This window comes from Streptomyces sp. NPDC002324 (assembly GCF_053593335.1).
Genome location: NZ_JBSFCF010000001.1, coordinates 184005 through 197117 on the forward strand (window position 1 = coordinate 184005; position 13113 = coordinate 197117).

The 13113-nt window shown below is 73.1% G+C and carries 11 protein-coding genes; 4 read left to right on the plus strand and 7 right to left on the minus strand.

Annotation, left to right across the window (positions count from 1 at the left end; translation table 11 throughout):
* Positions 1-111 precede the first annotated feature (111 nt).
* Positions 112-882, minus strand: coding sequence for a L,D-transpeptidase (locus ACWCRJ_RS00795; RefSeq protein WP_450937228.1), 771 nt, complete (start codon positions 880-882; stop codon positions 112-114).
* The gene (locus ACWCRJ_RS00800; RefSeq protein WP_046916920.1) at positions 872-1375 is read right to left on the minus strand and encodes a SigE family RNA polymerase sigma factor; all 504 of its coding nucleotides are present in this window, start codon (positions 1373-1375) and stop codon (positions 872-874) included. Before ACWCRJ_RS00800 ends, ACWCRJ_RS00795 begins: the two co-directional genes overlap by 11 nt.
* A 152-nt stretch (positions 1376-1527) precedes the next feature.
* Between ACWCRJ_RS00800 and ACWCRJ_RS00805 the strand changes: the two genes are divergently transcribed.
* The 4 genes from ACWCRJ_RS00805 (at position 1528) to ACWCRJ_RS00820 (ending at position 4730) form a co-directional block, all read left to right on the plus strand.
* A complete protein-coding gene (locus ACWCRJ_RS00805) occupies positions 1528-2553 on the plus strand; it encodes a L,D-transpeptidase (RefSeq protein ID WP_450937229.1) in 1026 nt (341 codons plus the stop codon).
* Between the two features lie 126 nt (positions 2554-2679).
* Positions 2680-3243: a hypothetical protein gene (locus tag ACWCRJ_RS00810; RefSeq protein WP_450937230.1), complete on the plus strand. Its 564-nt coding sequence runs from the start codon at positions 2680-2682 to the stop codon at positions 3241-3243.
* Positions 3244-3342: 99 nt separating this feature from the next.
* A complete protein-coding gene (locus ACWCRJ_RS00815) occupies positions 3343-3897 on the plus strand; it encodes a SigE family RNA polymerase sigma factor (protein WP_450937231.1) in 555 nt (184 codons plus the stop codon).
* Positions 3898-3968: 71 nt separating this feature from the next.
* Positions 3969-4730 (plus strand): hypothetical protein, encoded by a 762-nt coding sequence (locus ACWCRJ_RS00820; protein WP_450937232.1) that lies wholly within the window; start codon positions 3969-3971, stop codon positions 4728-4730.
* Positions 4731-4736: 6 nt separating this feature from the next.
* Here ACWCRJ_RS00820 and ACWCRJ_RS00825 read toward each other — a convergent pair whose 3' ends face one another.
* From ACWCRJ_RS00825 to ACWCRJ_RS00845, 5 genes are all read right to left on the minus strand, one after another.
* On the minus strand, positions 4737-6089 hold the full coding sequence (locus ACWCRJ_RS00825) for a tetratricopeptide repeat protein (RefSeq protein ID WP_450937233.1): 1353 nt from the start codon (positions 6087-6089) through the stop codon (positions 4737-4739).
* A 151-nt stretch (positions 6090-6240) separates the two neighbouring features.
* Positions 6241-7008, minus strand: coding sequence for an alpha/beta fold hydrolase (locus tag ACWCRJ_RS00830; protein WP_450937234.1), 768 nt, complete (start codon positions 7006-7008; stop codon positions 6241-6243).
* 155 nt (positions 7009-7163) lie between these two features.
* Positions 7164-8546 (minus strand): outer membrane protein assembly factor BamB family protein, encoded by a 1383-nt coding sequence (locus tag ACWCRJ_RS00835; protein ID WP_450937235.1) that lies wholly within the window; start codon positions 8544-8546, stop codon positions 7164-7166.
* A complete protein-coding gene (locus ACWCRJ_RS00840; RefSeq protein ID WP_450937236.1) occupies positions 8543-9097 on the minus strand; it encodes a SigE family RNA polymerase sigma factor in 555 nt (184 codons plus the stop codon). The genes ACWCRJ_RS00835 and ACWCRJ_RS00840 overlap by 4 nt, the downstream gene beginning before the upstream one ends.
* Before the next feature lie 106 nt (positions 9098-9203).
* Positions 9204-12959 (minus strand): nSTAND1 domain-containing NTPase, encoded by a 3756-nt coding sequence (locus ACWCRJ_RS00845; RefSeq protein WP_450937237.1) that lies wholly within the window; start codon positions 12957-12959, stop codon positions 9204-9206.
* Between the last annotated feature and the right edge of the window lie 154 nt (positions 12960-13113).

The window sequence follows — 13113 nt, forward strand, 5'->3', positions numbered from 1 at the left end:
GGAGCCTCCCGAGAGCACGACGTTTGCGCTCCCACGCCAACACCGCCCGGGCCCGTCCACCACCGCACGAGGGCGTACGGGTGAGTCGCTCCCCCGTACGGCAGCCCCCGGTCAGCCGGACGGGGGGCTGGCGGACGGGGACGGGGTCGCCCCCGTCACCCCCACCCCCCGGACCCGCACGACCGCGCCCTCGGGCAGCCTTTCGAACAGCCAGCGGGCGTCCAGGGTGCGCAGGCCGATCCAGCCGGAGGTGATGTCCATGGTGCCGGGCGCCTTCTCGTCGTGGGCGAGGGCGGCGATCCAGTTCCCGCCGGCCTGCGGGCTCAGTACCGTCGGCTCACCCGTCCTCTCGGTCGGGCTCGTCCCGTCCGTCGCCTCGGTCGTGCCGCGTGCCTCGCCCGTCAGGGGATCGCCGTCCCCGGCCGGGGACAGGGTCACCACCCATTCCAGCTTCAGGTCGTAGTCGGATCCGGCATAACCGACCGTGTCGTCGGTGGTGACGAGCCTGTTGTACTTGCCGGTCACGGTCATCAGACCGGTCGGCGTCGGCGTGCTGTCCTTCCCGGCGGAGATGGGCAGCTCACGGCCGGCGAAGGTAAGGACGTGGCGGGAGAGGTCCACCACGGCCTCGGGCGCCGCCGACGCGCTGGGCACGTCACTGGCGGCCGTGGACGGGCGCTGCTGCGTGCCGTGGGAGACGGCGTTCAGGGTGAGGACGGCGGCCAGGCCGGCCGCCGCGCAGCCGCCCGCGACGGCGGCGGACGTACGGCGCCGGCGGCGCCGGCGGCCCGCGGTGGCGCGGACCTCGGCGCCGGAGCCGGGCGGCGGGACCTCGGCGGTCTCGGCCAGTTCGCGCAGCCGGACGGTGAGTTCATCGGACACGGCCGTCCTCCTTCTCACCCTCGCCGGGGGCCAGTTCGCGCGCCAGCGCCGCCCGGCCGCGGGACAGCCGGGCCTTGACCGTGCCCACGGGGGCGCCCGTCTCGGAGGCTACCTGTTCCACACTCAAGTCGCACAGATGGTGCAGAACCACCGCCATCCGCTGAGCCTCCGGGATCCTGCGCAACGCGTCGACCAGTACCGCCCGTTCGGGATCGGGGCCCGGCGCGTGTTCCGGGGGCGGATTGCGGCGCACCAGCTCCAGCCAGCGGCGGGCCCGCCGCCACCGGCTCACCGCGAGCCGCATCGCCACGGTCCGGATCCACGCCTCGGGCGCCCCGTCCGCGAGGAACTCCCGTCGTCGGTCCCAGGCCCGTACGAAGGCCTCCTGCACCACGTCCTGCGCCTCCCCGTGGTCCCCGGTGAAGGCGAAGATCTGGCCGGTCAGCCGAGGGAACGCGGTCGCGTAGAACGCGTCGAACTCGTCCTCGGTCATGCCCCCGCCATTTTTCCGAAGTCCCGTGCATCGCCGTGCAACCCGGTCGCCCCCGTCGTGCGTACAGGTCCCGTACGTACGCCACCCATCGAAACACACCACGGAAACACACCGCTCGAAAGAGATCTGGTCGTAAGACAGCTGGGGGGAACATGACCACGGGGAACAGCGGCTCGGGGAAGAGAGCCGCGAACGGCAGGACCACGGGGACGAGGCGGGCCCGACGCCTCGTCCACGCGCTCGCCGCGGCGGCCGCGTGCACGGTCGCACTGGCGCTCACGGGCTGTGCGGGGGCCGGGGCGGGAGTACGGGTCGAGGGGCCGAGCGCGATACCGAAGGCGCATGCCCGGGCGGACGCGGAGAACGGGGCGGGGGCCAAGGGGGACGCCGAGGCCGTGCGCGTGAAGCCGAGCCCCGCCCTGCCGAAGGCCTTCGAGGGCGTGCGCGTGAACATCGCCGACGGCCAGACCGTGGGCGTCGGCATGCCGATATCCGTCACCTTCGACCGCCCGGTCGCGGAGGCGGAACGCGCCGCCGTGGAAAGGCGGTTGAAGGTCACGACGGACAGCGGCGCCGAGGGCTCCTGGAGCTGGGTCAGGGGGCACGACCTCGCCGACGGCCGGCGCGTCGACTACCGTCCCCGCGCCTACTGGAAGCCCGGTACGAAGGTCACCGTCGAGGTGGGTACGGGCCTCACCCGGCACTTCACGATCGGCCGCTCGCTCATCGCCACGGTCGACGTGCGCAGCCACACCATGACCGTCGAGAAGGACGGCTCGACCCAGCGCGTCCCGGTCACCGCCGGCGCGCCCGGCATGGACACCTGGAACGGCACGATGGTCGTCTCCGACAAGCAGCGCCGGGTGTTCATGGACTCCAGCACGGTCGGCTACGGCGACTCGTACGCCGGCTGGTACGGCTACGCGGTCCACCTCACCGCCTCCGGCACCTACCTCCACGAGAACCCGAAGGCCAACACCTACGCGGGCCGGCAGAACGTCACCCACGGCTGCGTGGGTCTCGCGGACGACGGCACGGCGCGGCGGTTCTACGACCAGGTCATCCCGGGTGACGTGGTGAAGGTGACCGGCTCGAAGGAGACCGTGGCCGTCGGCAACGGGTACGGCGACTGGAACCTGAGCTGGGACCGGTGGAAGGAGGGCAGCGCGCTGAGCTGAGGCGGCAGAAAATTTCGTCCCACCGGTGTCATCCGTCCCGTACGCCTCCGGGGTTTCAGGAGTGTCAGACCAACGCACCTGAACCAACACACCTTTGGGGGTCGTCCGTTCATGACCATGACACGGATGCGCACACTCGTCGCCGTCGCAGCGCTGACCACGCTGCTGGCGGGGGCGTCGACGACGTCGTACGCCGTCTCGCGGGGGGAGACGGCGCACGGCGCCGCCACGGCGGTGGCGGAGGCGGCGGCCAGGAAGGCGCCGACTCCGCGCATCGTCCAGCCCGGTGAGCACGTCGTCGCCGCGCCGGGCTTCGAGTTCTGGATGACGGCGGAGGGCAAGCACTGGCTGGAGCCGGACCTGCCCGACTTCCCGCAGTTCCGCAGCGTCGTCGACGGCAACATCGACCTGTCCCGGCCCGGGGTCTCCCTCCAGGCGTCCGCCTTCGAGGGGCGCTACTACCTCTCCGGCATCTACTACGGAGGCAAGGGCACCGCCTCCCGCGTGACGGTCCGGACCAGCACGGGCCCGGTCCACGGCAAGCTGATCGAGCTGCCCGGGAAGCCGGGCTGGGGCGTCTGGTACGCCGTCGCGGATCTGCCCACGCAGGACGACGGGCAGGAGTTCCTGCGCTCCGTGACCGTCCACGACACCCAGGGCGGCGTCTACTCCCGGCTGTCCCTGGGCTGACGGCCGCGCCCGCGCCGAAGTGAGCGTGCGGGAGCGGGACTTGACCACCCCGCTCCCGCACGGCATGCTCCCCCGTTCCCGAGCCCGAGGACCGTCGTCGTGCCGCAGGAGAAACCCGGATCACCGGAAGCCGGCGACTTCGCCGCGTACGCCACCGCCGCCTGGCCGCGTCTGGTGCGCACCGCGCACATGCTGACCGGCGACTTCCACGAGGCCGAGGATCTCGTGCAGACCACCCTCGCGAAGGTGTACGCCCGCTGGCGGCGCATCCCGCGCGACGACGTCGACTTCTACGTACGGCGCTCGCTGGTCAACAACAACATCAGCCGCGTCCGGAAGAGACGCGTGGCCCATCTGCTGACGCCGTTCCTGCCCGAGCGGGTGCACGAGCGGCACGCCGGGCACGCCGATTCGATCGCCCAACGGGCCGCCGTCACCCAGGCGTTGGCCGCGCTGTCGGCCCGGCAGCGGTCCGTGCTGGTGCTCCGCTTCTGGGAGGACCTCGGCGAGACGGAGATCGCCCAGCTGCTCGGCTGCTCGCTCGGCACGGTCAAGACCCACATCCGCCGGGGCCTGCAGGCCCTGCGCACCCACCCCGAGTTCGCCGGCGCCGCCCACGCCGCCCCTTCGCCCGTCTCCGGAGCACGCCCATGAACCAGCCCACCCCCGGGACCGGCCCGGACACCACCGCAGGACGAGGGACAGGGAAAGGAGGCGGAACGGACGTGGACACGGCCGAGGACGGCGCGTACGACGCCGGCACCGGGCGGTTGCTGCGCGAGGCCCTCGCCGACGCCGCGTACGACATCACCCCGCGGGCCGTGCCGCTGTCGGCGATCGAGCGCGACGGCCGGGTCGTCCGGCGGCGGCGCCGGGCCGCCGCGCTGAGCACGGGCTGCGGACTGCTGCTGCTCCCGTTCGCCGTGGTGCTGGCGTTCCGGCCCGGCGGCCCGCCCGCGACCGTCCAGCCCATGGCCCCGCCGACGCCGGCCGTGAGCGCCTCGCCCACGCCCGACCAAATCTCCGGTCCGTACGCCGGGCAGACGCGCGTCGTCGAACCGGGCGAGCGCGTGGACGCCGGCAGGGGCACCCAGATCTGGCTGACCGGCAGGGGCAAGCACGCGTACGAGCCGGTGATGTCCCACCTCGTCGAGTTCCAGAACCTGCTCGACGAGGAGATCGACCGCAGCCGTCCGGGAGCCGAGCTGCAGGAGGCGGTCTCGGGCACCGACTACGCCCTCCTGTCCGGCCTCTACTTCGGCATCCGGACCCCGGCGGCCGGCGTACGGCTCGAACTCCGCGACGGCCGGATCTTCAACGGCACGGTCCTGCGGCTGGCCGGACACAGGGACTGGGGGGCCTGGTACGTTCTCACGCACCGCGAGAAGGGGGACTCGCACGCCGAACGCCTGCGGAGCCTCACCGAGAAGGTCACGGTGTACGACGAGAACGGCGCCGTCCTCGTGTCGCGGACGTTCGACGACTGAGTCCCGTCACAGAGGGGGCTGTGCGGGGGCCGGGCCGAGGGTGGTGGTGCCTGGGGCGGTGCGGTGGCCGAGGCCGGTGCGATAGGCGTCGAGGGCGGCCTCGACGCGGCCGGAGCGGCGGTACAGGTCCCCGAGCAGACGGCACAGGTCGGCCAGGTCCCCCGCGGCGCCCGCGCGTTCCAGCAGGCTCAGCGCCCGTACGTAGTGCTCCTCGGCGGTGTCCGCGTTCCGGGCGTCCTCGGCGATGATGCCGAGGAGGCGGTGGGCGGCGGCGGAGTGCAGGGCGCCGCGTTCGGAGCTGAGGTCGCTGAGGACCTCGCGGAGCAGCTCGGCGGCCTCCTCGGACTTGCCGCGGCGGTGCAGGACGTCCGCGAGTTCGACGGCGACCTGGCTGGTGTAGAGGGCGGCGCGCTTGGCGGACAGCATGCGGCGGGCCTCGCGCAGCTCCTCCTCGGCGCGGGCGTAGTCGCCGTTCTGGGCGTGGAGGTAGCCGCGCATCCAGTGGCAGTTGGCCAGTTCGGTGCGGATCTGAAGCTGCCGGTACAGCTCGGAGGCCTTGGCGAGCGAGGCGTCGGCCTCGGCGATCCGGCCCTCGGCGATCATCGTGCGGGCGACCGAGCGGTGCATCCGGGCGACCAGGGCGGGATCGCCGGACTGCGGGGCGAGGGCGAGCGCCAGCTCGGCGGCCTGGGCGGCGCGGGCGTGGGCGCCCATGTCCATGTAGGGGGCGATGACACCGGTGTAGAGGAGCAGTAAGGAATCGGGGTCGTGCAGGCCGTTGCGGTTCAGCTCGTCGAGGGTGGACTCGTAGAGGTAGCAGGAGTAACGGAGTTCACCGGCGAGGTAGTGGGCGGTGGCGCGGCCGCGCAGGGCGGGGACGCGGGCCGGCAGCGGGGCGTCGCCGAGACGCTGCTCGACCTGCTCGAACCGCAGCCGGGCGGCCTCCAGGTCCCCGGTCTCCAGGGCGCATTCCCCGAGGCCGAGCAGCGCGTCGGCCTGCTCGGCGACCAGTCCGGACTCCTCCGCCTCCGCGAGGACGACCGCGAACTCCTCGGCCGCGGCCTCCGTGGCGCCGCCGGCGAGGGTGCGCTGGGCTCCGGTCAGACGCAGCCGCAGCTCGGTGGCGAAGCCGGCGGGGCGGCCGGTGGCCAGCTCCTCGTAGCCCACGCCGAGCCGTTCGGCGATGTGCCGCAGGGCCGGTTCGGAGGCGCGGACACGGCCGGCCTCCAGGGTCGAGATGTACGCCGGGGTGTACGCCGGTTCCGCCAACTGACGCTGTGTGAGGCCCTGTTCCGTCCGCAGTCGCTGCACTCTGCGCCCGATGACCTCGGGATCGTCACGCTCGGCCGTACCTGCCATGACGTAAGCATGCCAGTAACCCCGCTTACGTCGGCCGCCTTACCCCAACTCCCCACCACACTCTTGCCGTTGACACGGCAAAGGCTTACGTCGCGCGACGCCTCGAACACCCTCGGCCCACCCGTTTGACCCGAGTGCCCCGGCTCGGGACTCAGTCGGCCAGGGCCGCCGCCGTCGCCCGTACGAAGGCCTCCGGGTTGTCGAGCATGACGTTGTGGCCGCAGGCCGGGACCGGGACGACCGTCACGCCGGCCTCCGTGAGGGCCCGCGTGCCCGGGAGCGGGCCGTCGGCCTCGGGATGGAGGTAGGTGCGGGGGATCTTCAGGTCGAGCAACAGCTCACGCATCGTGGGGCGGGTGCCGCGGGCCAGTCGGACGGCGCTGCGGTACAGCGCCTCGGGGCCGGCCAGCCGCATGGTCGACCACCACTGCTCCCCGGCCAGTGCGGCGAACTCCTCCCGGCCGCCCGCGAGGAACTCCGCCTCGGTGTACGCCGCGATGCCGTTGCTCCCGACGACACCGTGCGTGGGGGTGAGCGGGTCGAGATTGGAGTCGATCATCACCAGGTTCCGCACCAGCCGCGGGTGCCGTGACGCCAGCACGATCCCCACCGAACCGCCCATGCTGTGCGCGACCAGCTCGGCGCCGGCGACGTCCGCCGCCGTCAGGGCCCGGGCGAGCGCGTCGGCGTGTGACTCCAGGCCGTAGTCGAAGTCCGTCGGGCGGTCGCTGATGCCGTGTCCCATCAGGTCGACGAACAGCGAACGGCGTCCCGCGAGCAGGGGGTGGGCGGCGACCGCCGTGAAGTACGCGGCCGAGGTGGCCCCGAGCCCGTGCACGTACACCCGGCCGGGCTCCTCGCCCGCCCACTCCACCCAGCGGATCCGGTCCCCGGCGTCCGTCACCACGGCGTCGCGCATGTGTCTGTCTCCCCCTCGCCCGGGCCGGCGCCCGCGCCCGGCCCGCTCTCCCCGCGATTCTCCCGCCCACGGCTCCACACCGGCGGCGGTGGCCCCGGTGTCGAGGCACCCCCGGGCCGGGACGGGGAGTGCCGTCCCGGCCCGGGGGCGTGCGGTCAGTCGCCCAGGCCAGGCAGGAGGGAGACCATCCTGCTGCCGCTCCGGGCGATCAGTACGTCCCCGTGGAGCAGGGCCTGGGGCATGGCCCCGTGCTTGCCTGCGTCGACGTGTCCGCGCCAGATCCGCTCGCCCGTGTCCGCGTCGAGGCCGGACAGATCCCCGTCCGGGCCGAAGAAATACACGACGTTCCGGTGCGGCGACACCACCGGGATCGCCAGGTCGGACCAGTTCGCTTCGCTGTCGGGCACCTTGATGCCGACCGGCGCGGTCCACAGGGTCTTTCCCGTGGTGAGCGAGTAGGAGGACGCCTGGCCCGCGCGGAACACGGAGATCAGACGGTCCCCGACGAGGGCCCTGGCGACCGGCGTCCCCGGGATCGGGTGGAACAGCGGGGTCTGCCTGCCCGAGCTGTCGACGACGGTCAGCCTCTCGGTCCTCGCTTTCCGCCCCTCCTCTTCGAAGACCACGCTCGACCGCTCCGGCACCGTGGTCAGGACGATCCGGTCCCCCCAGATCCCGACGATCTGCTGCCTGTCGGGGAGGGACGTGACCTTGGTGGTCCGTCCGGTGGCCGGATCGAGACGGAGGAACTCGGTCAGGCCGGGCTCCTTGGTCTCCGGCGAGCACAGCAGATAGGGGACGCCGCTCAGCGCCACCCGGTCGCACCAGATGCCCTTGCCCCAGCTGTGGCGCCACTTCACCTTGCCGGTCCGCGGATCGAGGGCCGACAGCTTCCGGTCACTCGGGGTGTTGGCCAGGACCGCGCCGTCGATGAGCAGGGCGGCCTGGTCGTCGCGGTTGTCGCTCGCCAGCTCCACCGACCACAGCACCTTGCCGCTGTCGGTGTCCACCGCCGTCAGGTCGGTGCCGGGGGCGTAGTTCCCGTCCTTCCCCTGCTCGGCGGTGTGGTTGCGGAAGGCGTAGAGCACGCCGTCGCGCACGCCGACCGGTCGGCTCAACACGGACACGGGCCCGGAGCCGTCGCCGTTCGCCTTGAGTGTCCACAGCCGTTCGCCGGTGTTCGCGTCGAACTTCGCGGCGTCGTACTTGTACCCGGCGCAGTACAGCGCCGAGCCGTCCACCAGGCAGCCCCGGTCGACGGCGCCCCGGGCGTCGGTCCGCCACGGCTGCCAGCCCTCGGGCGACGCCGCCGGCCGCGCCGGCCTGTCCTGGTCGGTCGACCCGCCGCCCCCGAAGCCGAACACCGCTCCCACGGTGATCGCGGCCACGGCCGCCGCCGTCCCCGCCACCTGCGTGAAGCGGCGCCGCGCGCGCCGCCGCACCACCTTCTCGACCAGATCACCGGGCGCCCGTACGCCGTCCAGGTCGACGGCGTGCAGCGTCTCCCGGACCTTCTGCTCCACCTGCTCCGTCGTCATCCCCGTGCCCCCTTCGGCGTAAGACTGAGCTGCCGTCCCTCTTCCTCCACGGGCCCCGCGGGCCCCAGTTCCGGTACGAGTGCGCGGAGTTTGGCGAGTGATCTGTACGCCGTACTGCGCACGGTGCCGACCGGGCACCGCAGCAGCGTCGCGACCTCGGCCTCCGGCAGGTCCTCGAAGTAACGCAGGACGACCACGGCCCGCTGGCGTTTCGTCAGCCGGGCGAGCGCCGCCCACAGCGCGATCCGCAGCTCGGACTCCGCCCCGGCGTCGGCGTCGGTACCCGACTCGGGCACCACGGGCACCGTCGTCTCCGCACGGTGTCCGCGCAGCCGCCAGCGGTTGACCTGCTGGCGGTACATGACCTGGCGCACGTACGCCTCGGGCTGCTCGATGCTCGACCAGCGGCCGTAGACCTTCATCAACGCGATCTGCAGCAGGTCCTCCGCTCCGTGCCGGTCACCACCGGTGAGCAGCACCGCGAGCCGCAGCAGCGCGGTGGAGCGCATCGCTACGAACTCCCGGAACTCGTCGTGACTCGACGCCTTCATCAACCCTCCCCCTCCTCGGCAACCCTCACGACGTGCCGAGCCACGCACGGCTATCCCTCTTCGAGGGAGATTGTGCGTCCGCACCGGGGAGATCCGTCAGAAGGCCCTAGTCGCACACCCTTCTGTACGGCGCGTCCGGTACGTACGTGTCCCACTCGCTCCTCGTCAGGTCCTCGTTCCCGGCACGGGCGCAGACGTGGGCGATGGCGCGGGTGGGGTCGACGGGGTGGCGGTGGAGGGGGACGTGGCCGCCGCCGGCGTAGAGGGTGGCGTTGTCGGGACTGAAGGCGAGGGAGTCGATGGGCTCGCCGGGGGAGGGGAGCGGGTCGCCGAGGGGCTGTTGGGTGGTCGTGTCCCAGAGCTGGATCGTGCCGGCGTCGCCGCCGACGGCGAGGGTCTGGCCGTCGTGGCTGAAGGCGAGGGCGCTGACCGCCTCGGGGGTGTCGCCGAGCGGGGCCGGGAAGACGTTGCGCAGGACTCCGGCGCGGCGGCGCAGGGTGCCGTCCCACAGGGCGACCCGGCCCGTACGGTCGCCCGCCGCCACGCGGCTTCCGCCGGGGCTGAAGGCGACAGCGCTGGTGTGGTCGCCCTGGACGAGGTCCAGGGCGACGCTCCGATCGGTACTCCGGCGGTAGACGCGGTTGTCGCCGACGATCATTTCGGTGTCCGGGGAGAGGTTCAAGCGGGTGCCCGCCAGACCGGGCCCGGTGGCGACCTTCGTCCGGCGACGGTCGGCCGTGTCCCAGTGTTCGGCGCTCAGCTGGCCGGCGGCCGAGGTGCGGGCGGTGAAGAGGGTGCGGCCGTCGGGGGTGAGGGCGAGGGAGGTCACCGCCGTGCCGGACTCGGTCGTCGCCAGGTCCAGCGCGGTCTGTTCGCGGTCGCGGTTCAGGTCCCAGATGGTGAACCGCTGGGGAGCGGCCTGCAGGCCGGGTGCGGAGACGCCGTAGACGAACCTGCCGCCGTCGGGGCTGAACGCCATCTGCGGGACGGTGTCCCCAGGGTCGAGCGGCTCCCCGACGCGGGAGCGGGACATGAGCGGGGGCGGGGGCCGCAGGGTGCGGACGAGGCGGCCGTCCTCGGTGTCGCGCAGTTGGAATTGGTAGCCGGCACCGGATCGTTCGGCGGTGGCGAACACCCGGCCGTCCGGGCTGAGCAGCACGCCCATGGGCCGGTCGCGCCAGGCGGAGGTGACGGTCGTCACCAGGTCGAGGGTGTGAACCGTACTGCCTTCCAGGTAGCGCAGGACGGGCGAGCCGGGGTCCCAGGCGAGGCCGCCGTGGAGCTGTTGGTTGTTCAGGGGGTGGCGCAGGACGGGCGCGGCGGGGGCCGACAGCCGCCACACCCGGATCTCGTCGGCGGCACCGGCGGTCGCCAGGAACCTGCCGTCCCGGCTGAAGGACGCGTACCGCACACCGGGATCGTCGATCTCGGCGACCGGGCGTCCGGAGTTGATGTCCCACACCCGGACCCCGTCCTCGGAGACGGCGGCGAACCGGGCTCCGGCGCCGAACACCAGCGCCGAGCCGGCACCGCATACGCCCTGGGTCCGCTGCCACGAGCCCGGCAGCACACGTCCGGTGCCGATCTCCCGGACCTGCGGGGCCTTCCCGGCGGGGCACACGGCCACCAGTCGGTCGTCGGCGCTCGGCACCACGTTCGCCGGACCGGCCTCCCGCGTCTCGAACAACACCTCGCCGCCCACCACGGACCGCAGCCGTACGCGGCCGGGCCCGGAGCCGGAGCCGGGGCTGGTGTCGGCCACGACATAACCGCCGGCGCCGAAGGCGAACGCGTGGTGGCCGGGCGGCAGGGGCTCGCCGTCGGTCCAGCGGTCGGCACGGGTGTCCCACAGACGTATACGGCCGTCGGTACCGGCGATCGCCAGGATCCGGGCGTCCGGGCCGGCCGCCTGGACCTCGCCCTCGGGGAGGCGGCCGGAGCCGGTGCTGCGGCGGGTGGCCAGGTTCCAGGTCTCCCAGGCGCGGTCGTCGACGCTGAGCAGGGTGCGGCCGGAGTCGGCGAGGAAGCGCTGGGAGTGGTAGCCGGTCGCGGGGTCGCTGAAGGAGTCCGGTTCGGGCTGGGTGAGGGAACCGAGGAGAGCCCGGCGGGTCTCGGGCAGCGGGGCGATGCGCCAGGAAGCGGCGCCCAGCAGCAGGGCGGCCCGGGGGTCGGTGGTGCGCAGGCCGTCGGCCACCGCGGCGATGCGACGGGCGGTGTTCTGCGTGTGCTGTCGCCGGTTGTCGTCGTGCTCCCGCCAGGCGGCGAGGCCCACGACCAACGCCACCGCGAGGACCGCCGAGAGCGCGCCGGCCAGTGTCCGGGACCGGCGGGTGGAGCGGGCGGTGGCCCGGCGCTCCGCCTCACGGACTTCGAACGCGGCGGTGAGGAAGGACCGTTCCACCGGCGCCAGAGCGGGGTCGCCGTCGTGGTCGGGAAACATCTCCTCGGCACGGGCCAGGCGAGTGCCCCGGTACAGGGTGCCGGGGTCACGGCCGTGCTCCAGCCAGGCGCGGACGGCCTCGGTGAGCTGCCGATGGTGGCGCAGTCGTTCGCGGTCCTGATCGATCCAGCCGTGCAGCCGGGGCCAGCAGGTGATCAGCGCCTCGTGGGCGAGGCGGACGCTGTCCTCGTCGACGGTCAGCAGGCGGGCGCGGGCCAGCCGCTCCACCACCACCGGTGTCTCGGGGTGCGCGCACCGCTTGAGGTCGGCCCGGGGGAACGGGCGCCCGGTGTCGGCGGTGCCCCTCCCCGGCTCGACCAGCCGCAGCAGCAGCAGCCGGGCGACGGCGGCCTGGGGCGCGGACAGCTGCCCGTACACCTCCTCGGCGGTCGCCGCGATCGCGCCGTTCAGTCCGCCGGCCGCCTCGTACGCGGCCGTCGTCAGCATGCGGCCCTTGCGTCGCCGCCAGGTCTCCAGGAGGGCGTGCGAGAGCATCGGCAGCGCGCCGGGACAGTCGAGCACTTCGTCGACGATCGTCGTGGCCAGCGACCGCTCCACCAGGACGCCGGCCGCCAGCGCGGGTTTCACCACCGCGTCCCGCAGTTCGTCCGCGGTCATCGGGCCGACCGGCAGCCCGGCGTGACGCAGCGCGTCGGCCAGTTCCGGGTGGTCGGCGCAGCGCGGGTAGAAGTCGGAGCGTACGGCGATGACCACCCGTAGCCGGGACGCGGGGTCCCGGGCGGTGAGCAGCAGGTCGATGAAACGGGCCCGCTCCGCCTCGTCCCGGCACAGGGTGAAGACGTCCTCGAACTGGTCCACCACCACCCAGCTCTCCGGCGCGCCCTTCGCCGGTGTCAGCAGATGTCCGTACGTCTCGGCCGGTCGGGCACCCGGCGTGAACACCCGCAGCACCGCCGCGCTCTCCCGCCGCGCGATGGCCTCGCGGACCCGGGGGACGACCCCGGCGCGCAGCAGCGAGGACTTGCCGCTGCCGGAGGCGCCGACGACGGCGGCGAAGCGGTGCGCGGTCAGCAGCTCGCACAGCTCCGCCACCAGCCGGTCGCGGCCGAAGAACAGCTTCTGGTCGTCCGGTTCGAAGCGGGCGAGGCCCCGGTACGGCGGCGGCGCGTCCTTCTCGTCGTCCACGGGAACCGCCGCGGCCGCCGCCTCGGCCTCCTTCCAGTACACCTCCCACTCGCCGGGGTCCCCGCCGCACGCCTTCACATACCCCTGGACGACCGCCAGCGAGGGCAGCCGCTCCCCGGCCGCCGCCTGGGACAGGGTCGTCGCCGAGAATCCGGCGTCCTCGGCCATCGCCCGGTACGAGGGGCCGCCGGCGGCCCCGCGCAACTCCCGCAACCGGTGGGCGAGCAGCTGGACGGGTCCGGCCGCCGGGTCAACGGCTCTTTCCGGACGTCCCATACACCTGACCACTTCCGAATCATTACGACATTTCGGAGATTTCCTACACTCACGGCATTTCTCGATACGTCGAGTAAATCCGGGTCAGGGCATCAACATACGTATCCCGACTGACCAACCGAAATCCTGCGGCCGCAAAGTGTGGCGTTGATGA